General features: G+C 31.5%; 17 protein-coding genes. 16 read left to right on the top strand and 1 reads right to left on the bottom strand.

Annotated features, from left to right (window positions below; genetic code table 11):
• The first annotated feature begins 8 nt into the window (after positions 1-8).
• The 13 genes from ruvX (at position 9) to RCG18_RS28740 (ending at position 13249) form a co-directional block, all read left to right on the top strand.
• Entirely contained in the window at positions 9-425 is a 417-nt protein-coding gene (ruvX, locus tag RCG18_RS28800; protein WP_308039392.1) for a Holliday junction resolvase RuvX, read from the top strand.
• A gap of 92 nt (positions 426-517) precedes the next feature.
• Positions 518-790: a DUF1292 domain-containing protein gene (locus RCG18_RS28795; protein ID WP_211143363.1), complete on the top strand. Its 273-nt coding sequence runs from the start codon at positions 518-520 to the stop codon at positions 788-790.
• A 140-nt stretch (positions 791-930) separates the two neighbouring features.
• Positions 931-1383 carry a Fur family transcriptional regulator gene (locus RCG18_RS28790; RefSeq protein WP_178907934.1) on the top strand — a complete coding sequence of 151 codons (453 nt, stop codon included), beginning with the start codon at positions 931-933 and terminating at the stop codon, positions 1381-1383.
• A gap of 44 nt (positions 1384-1427) precedes the next feature.
• Positions 1428-3095, top strand: coding sequence for a ribonuclease J (locus RCG18_RS28785; RefSeq protein ID WP_308039391.1), 1668 nt, complete (start codon positions 1428-1430; stop codon positions 3093-3095).
• A gap of 72 nt (positions 3096-3167) precedes the next feature.
• Positions 3168-3518 (top strand): YlbF family regulator, encoded by a 351-nt coding sequence (locus RCG18_RS28780; protein ID WP_308039390.1) that lies wholly within the window; start codon positions 3168-3170, stop codon positions 3516-3518.
• A gap of 275 nt (positions 3519-3793) precedes the next feature.
• Complete coding sequence (typA, locus tag RCG18_RS28775) at positions 3794-5617, top strand: translational GTPase TypA (protein ID WP_308039389.1); 1824 nt, start codon at positions 3794-3796, stop codon at positions 5615-5617.
• A gap of 17 nt (positions 5618-5634) precedes the next feature.
• The gene (gene mltG, locus RCG18_RS28770; RefSeq protein WP_308039388.1) at positions 5635-6660 is read left to right on the top strand and encodes an endolytic transglycosylase MltG; all 1026 of its coding nucleotides are present in this window, start codon (positions 5635-5637) and stop codon (positions 6658-6660) included.
• A gap of 131 nt (positions 6661-6791) precedes the next feature.
• Complete coding sequence (locus RCG18_RS28765) at positions 6792-7439, top strand: O-methyltransferase (RefSeq protein ID WP_308039387.1); 648 nt, start codon at positions 6792-6794, stop codon at positions 7437-7439.
• A 5-nt stretch (positions 7440-7444) separates the two neighbouring features.
• The gene (locus RCG18_RS28760) at positions 7445-8671 is read left to right on the top strand and encodes a U32 family peptidase (protein ID WP_308039385.1); all 1227 of its coding nucleotides are present in this window, start codon (positions 7445-7447) and stop codon (positions 8669-8671) included.
• Positions 8672-8696: 25 nt separating this feature from the next.
• Positions 8697-9365, top strand: coding sequence for a uridine kinase (udk, locus tag RCG18_RS28755; protein WP_308039384.1), 669 nt, complete (start codon positions 8697-8699; stop codon positions 9363-9365).
• A 17-nt stretch (positions 9366-9382) separates the two neighbouring features.
• On the top strand, positions 9383-11053 hold the full coding sequence (locus tag RCG18_RS28750; protein WP_308039383.1) for a penicillin-binding transpeptidase domain-containing protein: 1671 nt from the start codon (positions 9383-9385) through the stop codon (positions 11051-11053).
• 74 nt (positions 11054-11127) lie between these two features.
• Positions 11128-11829 (top strand): RNA polymerase sporulation sigma factor SigK, encoded by a 702-nt coding sequence (gene sigK, locus RCG18_RS28745; protein WP_178907924.1) that lies wholly within the window; start codon positions 11128-11130, stop codon positions 11827-11829.
• A 364-nt stretch (positions 11830-12193) separates the two neighbouring features.
• Positions 12194-13249, top strand: coding sequence for a type IV pilus twitching motility protein PilT (locus RCG18_RS28740; RefSeq protein WP_308039382.1), 1056 nt, complete (start codon positions 12194-12196; stop codon positions 13247-13249).
• 51 nt (positions 13250-13300) lie between these two features.
• On the opposite strand, the gene RCG18_RS28735 is transcribed toward RCG18_RS28740, so the two are convergent.
• On the bottom strand, positions 13301-13435 hold the full coding sequence (locus tag RCG18_RS28735; RefSeq protein WP_308039381.1) for a hypothetical protein: 135 nt from the start codon (positions 13433-13435) through the stop codon (positions 13301-13303).
• A 630-nt stretch (positions 13436-14065) separates the two neighbouring features.
• Here RCG18_RS28735 and RCG18_RS28730 point away from each other — a divergent pair.
• The 3 genes from RCG18_RS28730 to ftsZ all read left to right on the top strand — a co-directional run bounded on the left by RCG18_RS28730 (position 14066) and on the right by ftsZ (position 17914).
• Complete coding sequence (locus RCG18_RS28730; protein WP_308039380.1) at positions 14066-15340, top strand: glycosyltransferase family 2 protein; 1275 nt, start codon at positions 14066-14068, stop codon at positions 15338-15340.
• 167 nt (positions 15341-15507) lie between these two features.
• Entirely contained in the window at positions 15508-16767 is a 1260-nt protein-coding gene (gene ftsA / locus RCG18_RS28725; RefSeq protein ID WP_308039379.1) for a cell division protein FtsA, read from the top strand.
• A 16-nt stretch (positions 16768-16783) separates the two neighbouring features.
• On the top strand, positions 16784-17914 hold the full coding sequence (ftsZ, locus tag RCG18_RS28720) for a cell division protein FtsZ (protein WP_308039378.1): 1131 nt from the start codon (positions 16784-16786) through the stop codon (positions 17912-17914).
• Positions 17915-18123 lie beyond the last annotated feature (209 nt).

Here is an 18123-nt window from a genome sequence, read left to right as displayed (position 1 = left end):
AGAATAACATGAGAATACTAGGATTAGATATAGGAGATAGAACTATAGGTGTTGCAGTATGTGATCCCCTTGGACTTACAGCCCAGGGAATTACAACCATTAGGAGAAAAAGCACTGAAAAAGACCTAGAAGAGATTAAAAAAATTTGTGAGGAATATAGTGTAGAATCTATTGTAGCTGGACTTCCTAAAAATATGAATGGAACTTTAGGACCTCAGAGTGAAAAGGTAATAAGTTTTTGCGACCTAATAAAGGAAGATATTAATTTACCGATTAATATGTGGGATGAAAGACTAACTACAGTAGCTGCTCATAGAGCTATGCTGGAAGCGGATTTATCTCGTGCAAAGCGAAAGAAAATTGTAGATAAAATGGCAGCTATATACATACTTCAGGGATACTTAGATAGTATTGCAAAAAAGTAAAAGAGATATTATAATTACATATTATGTAATGGAATTATATGGATGGATTATTATTTGAGAATAAAATATTAAATTTTGAGAGGTGAAAATTCATGGAAAATGATGTAACAAGCATAGTTTTAAATGATGAAGATGGAAATGAAATAGAATTTGAAGTAATAACAAAGATGGATATAGAGGACAAAGAGTACGTAGTAGTTGTACCAAAAGACAGTGATGAAGAAAGCACTGATGAAGCAATTGTACTTAGAATTGACAAAGATGAAGAGGGAAATGAAATATTGGTTACTGTAGAAGATGATGACGAATTTGCAATTGTTTCTGAAGCATATGAAACATTGTTCAGCGAGGATGAACTTAATTAGGCTCTATTTACTCCTCTGGCGTTAGTAAGAGGAGTTTAATTTTAGTATTAATTGATTTTCAATTGACAATGAAAAATTTTAGTATTAAACTAAAATTTGAAACTAATACTAAAAATAAATTTTAAAGCGGGGTTATTATGATGGCAAAGCTTTCGTCTGAAGAAATTGAAAAATTAAAAAGTAATTTAAAGGAAAAAGGATATAAGCTTACACCACAAAGAAGAGCTATAGTAGATATAATAATAAGAAATGAAGGCAGTCATTTAACAACTGAAGAGTTATATGATCTTGTGAAAAAAGAATGTCCAGAAATAGGTCTTGCTACAGTTTACAGAACAGTACAACTATTAGAGGAATTGGGCGTAATATGTAAGTTGGACCTTAACGATGGTTGTAATAGATATGAGCTAGTACATGAAGAAGAAAATCATCAGCATCATCACCTTGTATGTACTAACTGTGGAAAAGTAATTGAGGTAGAGGGAGATTTACTAGAAGTTTTAGAAAATGAAATAGTTGAAAAGTATAACTTTAAAATTACTAACCACAGTGTTAAGTTTTATGGGATATGTGATGACTGCATTAAAAAATAAATAAAATAATTTAAATTAATATATGAAGAAGGAGGGGAGGATTTTTGCGCAAAGAAAAAGATAAAGTAAAAATTATTCCATTAGGTGGATTAAATGAAATAGGAAAAAATTTAACCGCCATAGAGTATAAAAATGACATAATTGTAATAGATTGTGGGCTGAAATTTCCTGATGAAGAAATGCTTGGTATAGACGTGGTAATACCGGATATAAGCTATCTTCAAAAAAATATAGATAAGGTAAAAGGAATATTTCTAACTCATGGTCATGAAGATCATATAGGAGCGTTACCATACGTACTGAAAGAGATGAACGTTCCTGTATATGGCACGAAATTGACGTTAGGAATTGTTCAAACTAAATTAAAAGAACATAACTTGCTTAGCGTTGTAGATTTAAAGTGTGTAAAGCCAAGAGATATAGTAAAGCTTGAAAGTATATCAGTGGAGTTCATAAGAACAAGCCATAGCATCGCAGATTCCGTAGCAATTGCAATTCATACTCCAGTGGGGATTGTATTACATACAGGAGATTTTAAAATAGACTATACTCCAATTGATGGGTGTGTAGCTGATCTAACAAGATTTGCTGAACTCGGCAAAAAAGGTGTACTCGCGATGCTTGCGGATAGTACTAATGTTGAAAGACCAGGATATACCATGTCTGAAAGTATAGTAGGAGAGACTTTTGAGGATATTTTTTCTAGTGCAAGAGGAAGAATAATAGTAGCTACATTTGCTTCCCATGTTCATAGAATACAGCAAATCATTAGAGCTGCAATAAAGTATGATAGAAAAGTTGCTGTTTCCGGAAGAAGCATGGAAAATATAATGGAAGTAGGTATGGAACTTGGATACATTGATGCTGACAAAGATATATTTATAAATGTTGATAATATAAATAAATATCCAGAAAGCAAAATTGTTATTATAACTACTGGTAGCCAAGGAGAACCTATGTCGGCGCTTTCAAGAATGGCGGCTTCAGAACACAAAAAAATCAGTATTCTTCCAGGGGATATGGTAGTGATATCTGCAAACCCTATACCAGGAAATGAAAAACTTATATCAAGAGTTATAAATCAATTATTTAAAAAGGGTGCAGAAGTTATTTATGAGTCATTGGCAGATGTACATGTTTCTGGTCATGCTTGCCAGGAAGAATTAAAACTTATGCATACTCTTGTAAAACCTAAGTTTTTTATACCAGTTCATGGTGAGTATAGACATTTAAAGCAACATGCAGAGCTTGCGATTAAACTTGGCATGCCATCAAATAATATTATAATTGGTGACAATGGGGAAGTTATAGAGGTAAGCAGAGATGCTATAAGAAAGAATGGAACAGTAGTATCTGGTCAGGTATTTGTTGATGGGCTTGGAGTTGGAGATGTTGGTAATATAGTATTAAGAGATAGAAAACATCTCTCACAGGATGGAATACTTACTGTAGTAGTTACTATTGAAAAGGAATCTGGTAGTGTAATTGCAGGTCCAGATATCATTTCAAGAGGATTTGTATATGTTAGAGAATCTGAAGACCTAATGGGTGAGGCTAGAGAGTTAGTTAGAGATGCCTTAAGAGAATGTGAGGAAAAACATATAACTGAATGGGCTAGTATAAAATCTAACATAAAAGAAGTGTTAAGAATGTTCCTATATGAAAAGACAAAGAGAAAACCAATGATATTGCCTATAATTATGGAAATATAAGATTTATAAGATTGAGAATGAATATATATTTAATCATTCTCAATTTTCAATTATGTTAAAGGAGAATATATTATGAATATCTATGACAAAGCTCATGAATTTGCAAGAGAATTAGGTAAATGTAACGAAGTTGCAAAACTTAAAGAAGCTAGTAAGAAAATTGAAGGTGATGATTCCAGCAGAAAAATACTTGATGATTTTAGAAAGCTTCAAATTGAAGCATATACTCAGCATATGCAAAATGGATCAGTATCTGAAGAGATTCAAGAAAAGCTTAGAAACATAGGTACCGTTATTTCAATGAATGCTTCAGTTAGTGAATATCTTCAAGCAGAACAAAGATTCAGCATTATGTGGGATGATGTACTTAAGATATTAAATGATGCTATAGGCATAGATTTTACTTTTGGAATGAATAAATAAAATTCTACATAAGTTGACTTTTTCAGACTATAATAATAAAATAGATAGAGTGAGCAAAAATTGGGTACTAGAAAGTATCCAATTTTTTTGAGTGTTTAACGGTAAAAGAATTATCTACTGTTGATTTATAAATAAAATAACACTTTATTGTTCTGTTTGCGTAATGGAACTAGAACTTGCAACAATTTACCGTATGATTATAACCTATTTACTCATGTTTTATTTATAAATCAACAGATATATAAAAATTATTTATTTAATTTGGAGGAATAATAATGAATTTATTTGTAAGAAACGATATAAGAAATGTGGCTATAATTGCCCACGTTGACCATGGTAAGACAACATTAGTTGATGCTCTTTTGAGACAAAGTCACGTTTTTAGAGAAAATGAGAAAGTTAATGAAAGAGTAATGGATTCAAATGACCTTGAAAAAGAAAGAGGAATAACTATACTTTCTAAAAATACTGCTGTAATGCACAATGGAGTTAAAATAAATATAGTAGACACTCCAGGCCACGCAGACTTTGGTGGAGAGGTTGAGCGTGTACTTAAAATGGTAGATAGTGTTTTACTTGTTGTAGATGCCTATGAAGGACCTATGCCTCAAACTAAGTTTGTTTTAAAGAAAGCTTTAGAATTGAATTTAAATCCAATAGTTGTTATAAATAAAATAGACAGACCAGATGAAAGAGCAGCGGATGTACTAGACGAAGTGTTTGATTTATTTGTAGAACTTGGAGCAAATGACGACCAATTAGATTTCCCAGTAGTATATTGTTCTGCAAGAGCTGGATTTGCAAAAAAAGAATTAGAAGATGATTCAACTAATATGGGACCTCTATTTGAAGCTATTATAAAAAATGTACCATCACCAGAAGGACATTTAGATAAGCCATTTCAAATGCTAGTTACTACAATTGATTACAACGAATATGTAGGAAAAATAGGAATTGGTAAAATAGAAAGAGGAAGCATTAAAAAGAACCAGCAAGTAGCGCTTATAAGAAAAGATGGAAAGGTAGATAATGTTAAAGTTTCAAATCTATATGTTTATAATGGACTTAAGAAAGAAGAAACAGAGGTCGCAAAGCTTGGTGATATAGTAGCAGTGGCAGGTATTCCAGATATAAATATAGGAGAAACATTAGCAGATATAAATGCCCCTGAAGCACTTCCTTTTGTAGAAATAGATGAACCTACATTAAGTATGAACTTCATGGTTAATGATTCACCATTTGCTGGACAGGATGGAGATTATGTTACATCAAGACATTTAAGAGATAGATTAATTAAGGAATTGGAAACAAATGTATCTTTAAGAGTTGAAGAAACAGATTCAGCTGATTGCTTCAAAGTAAGTGGAAGAGGTGAACTTCATCTTTCAGTTTTAATTGAGACTATGAGAAGAGAAGGATATGAATTCCAAGTATCTAAGCCTTCTGTTATATTCAAAGAAGAAGATGGAAAGAAGTTAGAGCCAATAGAGTACCTTACAATAGACGTTCCAGAAGAATTTATGGGACCTGTTATGGAAAAGTTAGGACCTAGAAAGGCAGAAATGGTAAATATGACATCAGCTGTTAATGGATATACAAGACTTGAATTTAAAGTTCCAGCAAGAGGTCTTATAGGCTTTAGAAATGAATTTATGACTGATACTAAGGGTAACGGTATAATGAATCACGTTCTTCATGATTATGAAGAGTATAGAGGTGAAATTCCAGAAAGAACTAGGGGATCAATTGTAGTATTTGAAACTGGAACATCAATCACTTATGGATTATTTAATGCACAGGAAAGAGGAATATTATTTATACCAGCAGGAATGGATGTTTATCAAGGAATGATAGCTGGAGAATCTTCAAGAGCAGAAGACATTGATGTTAATGTATGTAAGAAAAAACAGTTATCAAATACAAGATCTTCAGGAGCAGATGAAGCTTTAAAATTAGTACCTGTAACTCAAATGTCCCTAGAGCAAAGTCTTGAGTTTATAGCATCAGATGAACTTGTAGAAATAACTCCTAAGAATATAAGAATGAGAAAGAAAATTTTAAATTCTGACATGAGAAGGAAGTCCATGAGAAGAAAATAAAAAGGGGCTATGTTACGATGAAGAGAAAAAGTTTTCTGAAGGTCTTTTTATTCTGCCTTGTTATTCTAATTATATTAGCTAGCTCAGCATTATATTTAAAGGTTAGTATAGCGAGACATCCTTTAAAATCACAGGACAGTAAGATTCAGTTTACAGTAAATAGTGGAGAAAACTTAAATAATGTTATAGACAGCCTGAAGAAGCAAAATAGCGTGCGAAATGTTTATTTTGTTAAGGCTTATATAAAAAAGAATAATATTAAACAGGATGTTAAGCCAGGACAGTATTCTTTTTCAGAAAATATTTCTTTAGAGCAACTTATTCGATATTTAAACAAAGGAATTAAAGATGACCAGCCTGTAAAAATTGTTATACCAGAAGGATATGATTTAGAGCATATTGCCGCTTTATTAGAGAAAAAAGGTATAATAAATAAAGTGGATTTTATTAAAAGTTGTAAGGAATATAATATTCCAGACTTTATAAAAAATGACCCGAAAAGAAAGTACGCTTTGGAAGGCTATCTTTTTCCTGATACCTATGAATTTCTAAAAGGAACAGAAGGAAAAGAGATAATTGATGTTATGTTAAAAAGATTTTCTAAAGTAATTAATAATATTCAAATAGAAACTGGTAAAAATATTAATAACCAAGACTTAGATAAGATAATAACTATGGCATCAATTATAGAAAAAGAAGTTGATAGGCAGGATGAAAGAGGTAAGGCGGCATCTGTATTCTATAATAGATTAAAAAAAGGCATGAAGCTTCAATCTTGTGCAACGGTTTTATATGCATTAGGTGTACACAAGGATAAGTTATATTATAACGATTTAAAGGTGAATTCGCCTTACAATACGTATATTGTAAATGGGCTGCCTATAGGACCTATTTCTAATCCGGGAAAAGAGTGTATTAAAGCAGCAATAAATCCTGATAATACTAATTATTTATTCTTTGTTTCAAAAAATGATGGAACTCACTTTTTTACAGATAATGAGAAGAAGTTTCTTGAGGTAAAGAAGGTAACACAAGGTGAGTAATATAAATTAATAAAAATATATGAGTAGTTGGCAGATTGATTTTAATATAGCTGTCAACTACTCATATTATAAAGAATTAATATATAAAATAACTCATAGAAATTTAACTTAGTGTAAGGTTGGAGGATTAAATGAGCGGAATTACATATGATTACATGGAAGAATATATAAGAGGGCTTATAAAGGACCACAGTGGCATATTAAAAGAACTAGAAGATTATGCGCATAGCAATTTTGTCCCTATAATTCATAAAGAAGTAGCTAAATTTTTAGAAGTGATGATTAAAATAAAGAGACCTCTAAAAATTCTAGAACTAGGTACTGCTATTGGATATTCAGCAATACTTATGAGTGTAAGTTCGAAGGGAGAAAGTTCCATTACAACAGTTGAAAGAGACTTAAAAATGATAGAGTTAGCTCAAAATAATATTGAAAAATCAGGACTAAAGGATAAAATAAATATTATACAGGGAGACTGCTTAGAGGTTTTAGAAAAGTTAGATGATAAATATGATTTAATATTTATGGATGCTGGGAAAGGACATTATAATCATTTTTTACCACATTGTATGAGACTTTTAAGTGAAAATGGAGTAATAATTGCTGATAATGTTTTATTTAGAGGAATGATTGCTTCCGATGAATTAGTAGAGAGAAGAAAGGTAACTATAGTTAAAAGAATGAGAGAATATCTAGACACTGTATCCCAAGATGATAAATTCATTACTTCTATTATTCCTATGGGAGATGGTATTGCAGTTACCTTAAGGAGGAATTAATAAATATGAAAAAACCAGAACTATTGGCACCAGCAGGTAATCTAGAAAAGCTAAAAACAGCTATAAATTTTGGTGCAGATGCTGTATATCTTGGAGGAAGCAAACTTAATTTAAGAGCTTTTGCAGATAACTTTACAGATGAAGAACTAAGAGAAGGAGTAGAGTATGCTCATTCAAGAGGGAAAAAAGTATTTGTTACTATAAATGTCTTTTCCCACAATGAAGATTTGATTGGATTAGAAGAGTACTTGAAATATTTATATGATCTAAATGTAGATGCTATAATAGTATCTGATCCAGGAATAATAATGACTGCAAGAGAAGTGGTTCCAGAGTTAGAAATACATTTGAGCACACAAGCTAATAATGTGAACTGGAAATCAGCAATATTTTGGCATAAGCAAGGAGTTAAAAGAATAGTTCTTGCAAGAGAATTGTCATTAGAAGAAATAAAAGGTATTAAAAGAAATATTCCAGAATCTTGCGAGCTAGAAGCCTTTGTCCATGGATCTATGTGTATGGCATACTCAGGAAGGTGTGTAATATCAAACTATATGACAGGAAGAGATTCAAATAGGGGACAGTGTGCTCAACCTTGCAGATATAAATACTATCTTGTAGAGGAAAAAAGACCTGGTGAGTATTTTCCTGTTGTTGAAGACGAAAAAGGTGCATATATACTGAACTCTAAGGATTTATGTATGATTGAGCATATACCAGAATTAATTCAGTCCGGTATAGATTCGTTTAAAATAGAAGGAAGAATGAAAAGTGCATATTATGTGGCTAGTATAGTAAAATCATATAGGCAGGCTATAGATGCATATTTTGATAATCCAGAAGAATATGTATTTCAGAAAAAATGGTTAGATGATCTTGGAAAGGCAAGCCATAGAGTATATTTCACTGGATTTTATTTTGGAGATCCAAATAAGCAAACATATGAAACTTCATCATATATAAGAGATTATGATATAGTAGGTATAGTAAGAGATCACGATAAGAATACAGGACTAGCTACAATAGAACAAAGAAACAAGGTGCTTGAAGGAGATACAGTAGAGGTTTTAAGACCAATAGGAGACAACTTTGAGATAAAGCTAGATGATATGAGAAATAGTAAAGGTGAAAAGATACAATCAGCTCCTTCAGCTCAGATGATATTTACAGTTAAGACAGATATAGAGCTAGAAAAAGATGATATACTAATAAAAAGTAAGATTAATAGTTAGAAATATATTAAGAGGGGGATAACTAATGAAACGTCCAATTCTTATAGGAATTACTGGAGGAACTGGTTCAGGTAAGAGCACAATTGCTAAAGAGATATATACAAAATTTAATGAAGAATGTATTGCTATGATTGAACAGGACTCTTATTATAAAGATCAAAGTCACCTTTCAATAGAAGATAGAACAAAAACAAATTATGATCATCCTAATGCATTTGATACGCCATTGCTTGTAGAACATTTAAAGTCATTGTTAAATGGCAAAACTATTAATAAGCCAATATATGATTTTGAGGTTCACAATAGAAAGCAGGAGACTATAAGAGTAGAATCTAGAGAAATAATAATTGTTGAAGGAATATTAGTTCTTCAAGAAAAAGAGTTAAGAGATATTTTAGATATAAAAATATACGTAGATACTGATGCGGATGTTAGAATAATAAGAAGACTAGTAAGAGATATCAACGAAAGAGGAAGAACAGTCGATTCTGTTATAAATCAATATTTAAATGTTGTAAGACCAATGCACATGCAATTTATTGAACCTACTAAAAGATATGCGGATATAATAATACCAGAAGGCGGTCATAATAAAGTGGCCATAGACATAATGGTAGCAAATATAAAGCATATATTGCAAAAGAAGAATAGAATGGTGAATAAAAAACCTTATTTTGGACAAAATCTTGTCTGAGATGAGGTGTTTTTATTATGATGATAAAAGTCAGTAGATTGATAATAAGAAAAAGGCAATATGTAGTCTTTGGAATCTTTATAACTTTGCTTAGTATCTTATATTTTAGAATAGTTAAATTTCAGTACTTTAAATCTGATAAATTGAGCGTAATGGCTGATTCACAGTATTCTTATAAGGAAGATATAACAGATGCAAGTTATCAATTATTCGATTGTAATGGAAAACAGTTGCTTAATTATAATAAAAAATATTATGTTGTTATATCCCCAGAAATATTTGCGAAAAATAATCTGGATACAGAGCAGGATAAAATTTTAACACTTATGTACATACTGCGAAATTACAATAATGATTATGATTTGTCAAAAGCTGGGGTTTTGAACATCAGCAAAAAAATTTATTATGAAATAGATGAGAGTACTTATAATAAGTTAAAAGATATCAAGGAGATAAAAGGTTTTTATGTGTATACTTATTCTGCATTAGAAAAAGGTGAGGCATGGAAAATAGAAAATCTTTTAATTAATACTAAGAGAACAGATAATAATGAACGAAAGCCACAGGATTCTTTAGAAATGCAGATTAGTAATAAAACCAAATTAAATAAAAAGCCTCAAATTATTTTTGATAGAGATGTAAATGGAGCTATAGTTGAAGAAAAAACTGAATTACCCAAAAATAATATAAATGTAAGGTTAACCGTTGATAAAAACATAGAAGATAAGATAAAGGAAATTCTAAATAACGATAAAAATAAGAGTTTTCAACAAATAGGTGTAGTTTTAATGGAAGCTGATACTGGTAAAATAAAAGCCTTAGTTCAGAAGGATGATAGTAAACCTAACGTTAATTTAGGAGTAGCTACTAATCATGGATTTTTTCCAGGATCTATATTTAAAGTTATTGTTGAAGAAGCTGGATTAGATAGAAAGACTATAAGTACAACGGATAACTTTACTTGCAGAGGGTTAATTGAATTAGAAAGCCATAGTAAACATGGTACCTTAACACCAGAGGAAGCACTTGTGGTCTCTTGCAATGATATATTTGCACAAATTGGAGCAAAGGTAGGCTTTAATAATTTTTATGATAATGCAAAATCACAAGGGCTATTTGAAAAAGTTCTGGGATTTGATAGTGAAAAACAAGGTGCTCTTGAAGTTAAGGCCCCTAAGGTTAGTGATGGAAGTGTGGGGCTTGCCTCTATAGGTCAAAATTTGAGAATAACTCCTATTGAAGCTATAAGTATTGCTAATACTGTTGCTAATAATGGTGCATATGTCAAGCCGTATATCATAGATGGTTATGTAGATGATAACAATACTGAGATCGAAAGCTTATCAACAGAGCAGCGTCCTGTTATTGAAAAGTCTACTGCAAATATTATGAAAAATCAAATGATAAAAGTAGTAAGAAAGGGTACTGCTCAAGCTGCTTATATAGATAATGTGGAAATAGGTGGAAAAACAGGAAGTACTACAAGAGTAGAGCTATCAAAACAGACTGGTCAACCAGAAACTCACTCAGATGGATGGTTTATAGGATTTTTTAAGATAAAAGACAAATATTACTCCATGACTGTCTTTGTTCAAGATATTGATAAAGATAAAGAGAGCGGAGGTAGTACTGCAGCACCAATTTTTAAAGATATTGTAAATGCAGCATCACAATATTTGGGAAAATAAATTTATATAGTTCATGCACTTTTTTTAGTTTTGCTTCATAATATATTAATAAGCACTATTAGGAGGAGCATCCCGTGTATTTAGCAAATTGCTTATTAGATATTATGGGCAGTATGTTTTTCTTAACTGCCTACGTAACAAATACAAGTTCCTTTCCTCAACCTTTAAACGATAAGGAGGAGGAGTATTATTTAAAAAAACTTAAAGATGGAGACACTTTAGCCAAAAGTATTCTTGTAGAAAGAAATTTAAGGCTAGTGGCCCATATAGTAAAAAAATATTCCTATCCGGGAAAAGAAGTAGATGATTTAATATCTATCGGAACAGTCGGTTTAATAAAAGCCATAGATTCTTTTGATGCATCTAAAGGTACGAGACTCGCGACCTATGCAGCAAAGTGCATTGAAAATGAAATACTTATGCTTATTAGAAATAATAAGAAAACTAAAAGTGAAGTATATTTACAGGATCCAATTGGTATCGATAAGGAAGGAAATGAAATATCCCTAATGGATGTACTTAGCAGTGAAGAAGATTCCATAATAGAAATTGTAGAAAATAAGATGCAAATTAAAAAACTATACTCGAAAATAAACTCATGTTTATCAGAAAGAGAAAGAAAAGTAGTAGAAATGAGATATGGATTATTAGAGGGGCAGCCAAAAACTCAAAGGGAGATAGCTAAAATTCTTGGAATATCTAGGTCTTATGTATCTAGAATAGAAAAGAGAGCACTTAAAAAGCTATATAAAGAGTTGAATTATGGAAAAAAATAACTTAAACAACTGAGAGTTAGTAGAAAGAATTGAATCAATTCTTTATTACTGATTCTCAGTTTTTAATATTTGTAATTTGTTAACTAAATTTTTTATTATTAGTTAAGATAATGAATAAAAAGGCAATTTATTAAAATTTTACACATAAATAAGAGGAATTTGATAAAAATTGTAGAATAACATAAGTTAGATATTATTAAAATTTAATTAGTAAGATATTTAAATTTAACAACATTAAACGATAATTAAGCATAATAATACTTTAATGATAAGATTTTAATGAGTTACTAAAGAGGATAATCGTATTGTTACAGATATCATACAATTTTTATATACAGCAAAGACTGTGAAAGGGGAACTAAAAGTGATAACATTAAAAGAATTATTAGCAATAACAATAAAACAGAATGCTTCAGATTTACATTTAACTGTTGGGGTACCTCCGGTTATAAGAGTAAATGGACAATTAAAGCATGTAGGAAATGAAAAACTACAACCAGCAGATACAGAGGCTTATGCTAAAGAAATTTCAGGGGAATACTATGATAATTACATAAAAATAGGAGAATTAGACACATCTTTTTCCGTGTCAGGAATTGGAAGATTTAGAGTTAACTTATTCAAGCAAAGAGGAAGCTCGGCAATTGCAATAAGAGTCGTTGGATTAAAGATTCCTACGTTAAATGAACTTCAATTTCCATCTGTTATAAAGGAACTTATATCCAACCAAAGAGGACTTGTATTAGTAACTGGCCCAACAGGTTCCGGTAAAAGTACAACTTTGGCTGCAATGATAAATGAAATTAATTCTAGCAGACCAGCTCATATAATTACGCTTGAGGATCCAATTGAGTATTTGCATAAGCATAATAAATCTATAATAAATCAAAGAGAAATAGGAAAGGATAGCTTAAGCTATGCTAATGCCCTTAAATCTGTTTTAAGAGAAGATCCTGACGTTATACTTGTAGGAGAGATGAGAGATCTAGAAACTATATCCATTGCTTTAACTGCTGCGGAAACAGGACATTTAGTCTTATCAACACTACATACAATAGGGGCAGCTAAAACGATTGATAGAATAATAGACGTGTTTCCTCCGTATCAGCAACAGCAGATTAAGATACAGCTAGCAGCAGTTATTCAAGGCATAATATCTCAGCAGCTTTTGCCTAAAGCTGATGGAGATGGAAGAGTGGCAGCGGTAGAAATAATGGTTGCTAATGCTGCAATACAGAATATGATTAGAGAAGGAAAAACTCATCAACTTGAGTCATCAATACAAACTGGAGGAAAATACGGAATGAAGACTATGGACATGTCTTTATCCGAACTCTATAAAAAGGGATTAGTATCATATGAATCCGCACTAAGTTATGCATCAGATAGAGATATGCTTTCCAGAATTATTTCACTTTAGTGCATAATAATTTATTTTAATAAAAATAGGACCCTTAAGGTCCTATTTTTATTAAAATATGAAATAATCAAGCATTTTTAAGCAATATTGATCTTTTTTATGACTATCTTTATCAACTTCCTTTGAAACTTCTATTTCAGTATTTGGAATATTAACATTTTCAACTTTTTCAATAGTGGCGTTCATAATAAATCCTCCTCAATATTCAATTATAAAAATTCAATATTAGAGGATCTATCCAAATGATTCATCTTTTTTATGAAGCCTTCTCAAATCGATATAAAAGATCAGTTCGTAGCGCCTCATAAGGCTCTACCCCCTTTTCTAGTACTGTACTATAATAATAGTTTATAGTTATATTAATTATATGATACCACATAGGTTGGCTAATGACAAATAAGCCATACAGTCTTAAAGTAAATTAAAATTGAAAAAAATTGCAATAATAAAAATTAACTTAATTTATAATATGTTTTTCTATATTTAGCTCATAATTAATTATATTTTTGATTATATATTAGAAAACTATTAAATAAGGTTGTAAGGCATCTTCAAAAAAATAACTAATAAGTATACTAGTCTATTTTGAGCCATACTGCGTCAGCAGAACCCTTAGATAGGGTTCACTACCTGCGGAACCTGCCTCCTTGTCTGGCACAAAATATCCGTCGCATCTTTGACTTGCTATTTTCTTTCAGATGCCTAAATTTTAAATTTGAAGTTGAAGAATAAATAAATTTAATAAATTTATTATAAATTCTATAGTAATTAATATGTATTTATGCTAAAATAACTTTGAATTAGGGGGGATTGATAGTGAGCATATTTAAAGAAATAATCAATGATACCTCTTGGATCCTAACACATATGGTATACGCTGTAACAATATATTACTTATTAGTATCTTTCTTTGGTATATATAAAAAAGATGAACATGAAGAGGTAGAACCTAAGAAGAGCTTTGCACTGATTGTGGCAGCACACAATGAGGAAATTGTTATTGGAGATATAGTTGAAAGTTTACAAAGGCTTGAGTATCCGAGTGAGCTATATGATATATTTGTGATTGCTGACAACTGTAAAGATAAGACAGCGCAAAAAGCTAGAGAAAAAGGCGCTATTGTATACGAAAGAACAAATAAGGAAAAAAGAGGCAAGGGCTATGCATTAGAGTGGATGTTCGATAAAATATTTAATATGGAAAAAAAATATGATGCTGTAGCAATATTTGATGCTGATAATTTAGCTCATAGAGATTTTCTGAAAGAGATGAACAAAAAACTCTGCGAAGGATATAAAGTAGTTCAAGGTTACCTTGATAGTAAAAATCCAGAGGATACATGGATTACCGGAAGTTATTCCATAGCCTTTTGGACCTGCAATAGAATGTTTCAATTGTCAAGAAGTAATATGGGATTGTCCAGTCAATTAGGTGGCACAGGGTTCTGTATTGATACGGATATACTTAAGGAGCTAGGTTGGGGAGCTACCTGTTTAACAGAGGATTTAGAGTTTACCTGTAAGCTGGTTCTACATGGACATAAAGTAGGTTGGGCACACAATGCAATAATATATGACGAAAAACCTTTGACATTAGCACAGTCATGGTGGCAGAGAAAAAGATGGATGCAGGGTTTTGCAGATGTATCAAGTAGATACTTTTTCAAGTTGGTTAAAAGGTCAATATCTAAAGGTAGTTTTGTTGCATTAGATTGTGCGCTATATAGTATACAACCTATAATAACAATTTTACTTGGCATATCAGCTGTAACTGGAGTTGTTAAATCTGGTATGAAAGCCCTTAATATAATGTCTAATTTTAATTTATCAATATATAATATTGATTTTAATTTGGTTAAAATAGTTGCTGTATTATTTGCGATATTTCAATTTGTGTATACACCGTTTATATTAATACTAGAAAAAAAGCTTAATTTGAAAGTATTTTTATATTATTTGATATATCCTATATATGCTATTACATGGTTCCCAATCTCTGTACAGGGAATTATAGATAAGAACAATAAAGAATGGAGTCATACATTACATACGAGAAGTATACCGATAAATGATTTAGAAAAAGCAAATTAGTTTAGGAAGGATAATAAATCCTTCCTTTTTGATTTTATAGAATAAAAAAGCAGATATTTAACTATATTTGAGATTTTATTAAAATATGATAAAATATAAGAGGAAAAATAAATTTTCTGTTGAATATATACTTTGATGGTTCTCTAACAAGGGGGGAAAGAGGCTTAATGAATGAATATATAATTGGAATAGACGTCGGATCATCAAAAATATGTGCCGCTGCCGGGAAAGTAGATAAGTATGGCAGAATGCAAATAATGGGAATAACATCGGCAAATTGTAATGGGGTAAAAAAAGGAATTGTTGTTGATATAGATAAAACTTCTGAATCAATAAAACAGTGTATTGACTCGCTGGAAAGAATGGTTGACACTAAGATCACAGGAGCTTATATAAGCCTCCCAGGAGGAATCTGTGAATTAGTGTGGAATAAGGGCGTGGTAGCTGTAGCTTCAGAGGACAGAGAAATAAAAGAGAGCGATATAAAAAGAGTTCTAAAAGCATCTAAAATAATTACAATTCCGTCCGATAAAGAAATCGTAGGTGTAATACCAGAGCAGTATATAATAGATGGGTATGATAAGATAAAAGATCCAGTTGGAATGAGCGGATTAAGGTTAGAGGTAGATGCTCAAATTGTTTTAGCCCAAAGTACTGTGGTTAACAATCTTTTCAAAAGTATAAGTAAAGCTGAGATTAAGGTTTTAGGCATAGTACTTCAACCTTTAGCAATATCTCAAGTTGTACTAAAAGAAGAGGAGATTCAAAGAGGAATTGCACTTGTTGATGTAGGCGCAGAGTCTACTGATATTTATATCTATGAAGGTAGTAATTTAGCCAGCATAGACACAATACCATTAGGTGGTAACACAATAACTAATGATATCGCTTTATGCTTAAAACTACCTTTCTCAGAAGCTGAAAAATTAAAAATTAGATATGGAAGCGTTGGAGAAGAATCAATTAGTTGTGACTCACCGATAGAGGTTAATGTTGATTATAATGGCAAAGTACATGTAGATTATTTTATGCTAAAACAAATAATAGAAGCTAGAATAGAGGAAATACTTTACCTTGTAGATCAAAAGGTTAAATGCAGCGATCTCTACGAAAAAATTTCTGGAATAGTATTAGTTGGAGGTGGACTAGCCTTAATTAAGGGAATAGAAGGCTTTAGTAAGCATATATTAGAAAAATCCATTAAGGTAGGAACACCTGAATACATTGGAGCAGCCAGCCCGTTATATGCATCTGCAGTTGGAATAGTCAAAGATGTTGCAGATTCTATAAAAGATAAAGGGTTTATGACTGAGGTGAAAAAAGAAAGTGAAAATAGTAACAGGGAATGGACCGAAGAAAGAGACAAAAAAGATAATAATAGTGGATTTGTATCAAAAATAAAAGAGTTTTTTACAGATTTTTTCTAAATAAGGAGGTAGTATTGTGCTAGATTTTGATGTTGATGTTCAACAGTTTGCTAATATAAAGGTTATAGGCTGCGGTGGCGGCGGAAATAATGCTGTTAACAGAATGATAAAAGAAGGATTAAAGAATGTGGAGTTTATATCTGTAAACACAGATAAGCAAGCTTTAATGCTTTCACAAGCATCACAAAAAATACAGATTGGAGATAAGCTTACTAAGGGACTAGGTGCAGGAGCTAATCCAGAAATTGGACAAAAAGCTGCTGATGAAAGTAAAGACGAAATTTCTCAGGCAATAAAAGGTGCAGACATGGTATTTATTACTGCAGGAATGGGAGGAGGAACTGGTACTGGTGCAGCTCCTGTAATCGCAGAAATAGCTAAATCAATGGGCATATTAACAGTTGGTGTAGTAACTAAGCCTTTTCCTTTCGAAGGCAGAAAAAGAATGTTGCATGCGGAAATGGGAATAAAGAATTTAAAAGATAGAGTGGACACACTAGTAACTATTCCAAATGAAAGATTATTAAGCATAGTTGATAAGAAAACAACATTAATGGAATCATTTAAATATGCTGACGATGTTTTAAGACAGGGTGTTCAAGGTATATCAGACTTAATAACAATACCAGGTCTTGTTAATCTTGACTTTGCCGATGTTAGAACTATAATGATCGACAAAGGTCTTGCACATATGGGTGTAGGAAGAGGTACCGGAGATAACAGAGCTCAGGAAGCTGCTAAACAGGCTATATCCAGTCCATTATTGGAGACTTCAATAGTAGGAGCAACAGGAGTTCTCTTAAACATAACTGGTGGATCAGATTTAGGGCTTTTAGAGATAAACGAAGCTGCAGAGATAGTACAAGAAGCTGCAGACCCTGATGCAAATATCATATTCGGTGCAGTTATAGATGAAAATATTAAAGATGAACTAAGAATCACTGTAATTGCTACTGGTTTTGAAACTGAAAGAATTCAGCATAAAAATGAACCGGTTGCAAAGCCTCATGTAGCTCAACCACAACCTCAATCTCAACCAGTTACATATGGACATAATAAAGATGAAGCAGCTGCAACAGTAGAATATAAAAATTATGATGAAAATAATTTAGAAATACCAGCATTTTTGAGAAGACAAAGAAAATAATATTAAAGATGCAAAAAACCGCTTATAGCTATGATGCTATAAGCGGTTTTTTAATTATTAAGGAAACTCATTCTCTTTATTTCGCAGAAGTACTCACTTAGTAAGGGATCATCTCAAAATCAGCACTCTGTGTAAGCGATCATCTCAAAATCATAGATTTTGGATGCCTGCATAAGATTTGGGATATCTACTTAAGATTTTAGATCTCT

It is taken from the genome of Clostridium sp. OS1-26 (assembly GCF_030915445.1).
GTDB lineage: Bacteria > Bacillota > Clostridia > Clostridiales > Clostridiaceae > Clostridium_AM.
This window is presented reverse-complemented; position numbering and strand designations above follow the sequence as displayed.

Coding starts and splice junctions, on each gene's coding strand:
- ruvX (WP_308039392.1), top strand. CDS start 9: ATGAGAATACTAGGATTAGATATAGGAGATAGAACTATAGGTGTTGCA.
- RCG18_RS28795 (WP_211143363.1), top strand. CDS start 518: ATGGAAAATGATGTAACAAGCATAGTTTTAAATGATGAAGATGGAAAT.
- RCG18_RS28790 (WP_178907934.1), top strand. CDS start 931: ATGGCAAAGCTTTCGTCTGAAGAAATTGAAAAATTAAAAAGTAATTTA.
- RCG18_RS28780 (WP_308039390.1), top strand. CDS start 3,168: ATGAATATCTATGACAAAGCTCATGAATTTGCAAGAGAATTAGGTAAA.
- typA (WP_308039389.1), top strand. CDS start 3,794: ATGAATTTATTTGTAAGAAACGATATAAGAAATGTGGCTATAATTGCC.
- mltG (WP_308039388.1), top strand. CDS start 5,635: ATGAAGAGAAAAAGTTTTCTGAAGGTCTTTTTATTCTGCCTTGTTATT.
- RCG18_RS28765 (WP_308039387.1), top strand. CDS start 6,792: ATGAGCGGAATTACATATGATTACATGGAAGAATATATAAGAGGGCTT.
- RCG18_RS28760 (WP_308039385.1), top strand. CDS start 7,445: ATGAAAAAACCAGAACTATTGGCACCAGCAGGTAATCTAGAAAAGCTA.
- udk (WP_308039384.1), top strand. CDS start 8,697: ATGAAACGTCCAATTCTTATAGGAATTACTGGAGGAACTGGTTCAGGT.
- RCG18_RS28750 (WP_308039383.1), top strand. CDS start 9,383: ATGATGATAAAAGTCAGTAGATTGATAATAAGAAAAAGGCAATATGTA.
- RCG18_RS28735 (WP_308039381.1), bottom strand. CDS start 13,435: ATGAACGCCACTATTGAAAAAGTTGAAAATGTTAATATTCCAAATACT.
- ftsA (WP_308039379.1), top strand. CDS start 15,508: ATGAATGAATATATAATTGGAATAGACGTCGGATCATCAAAAATATGT.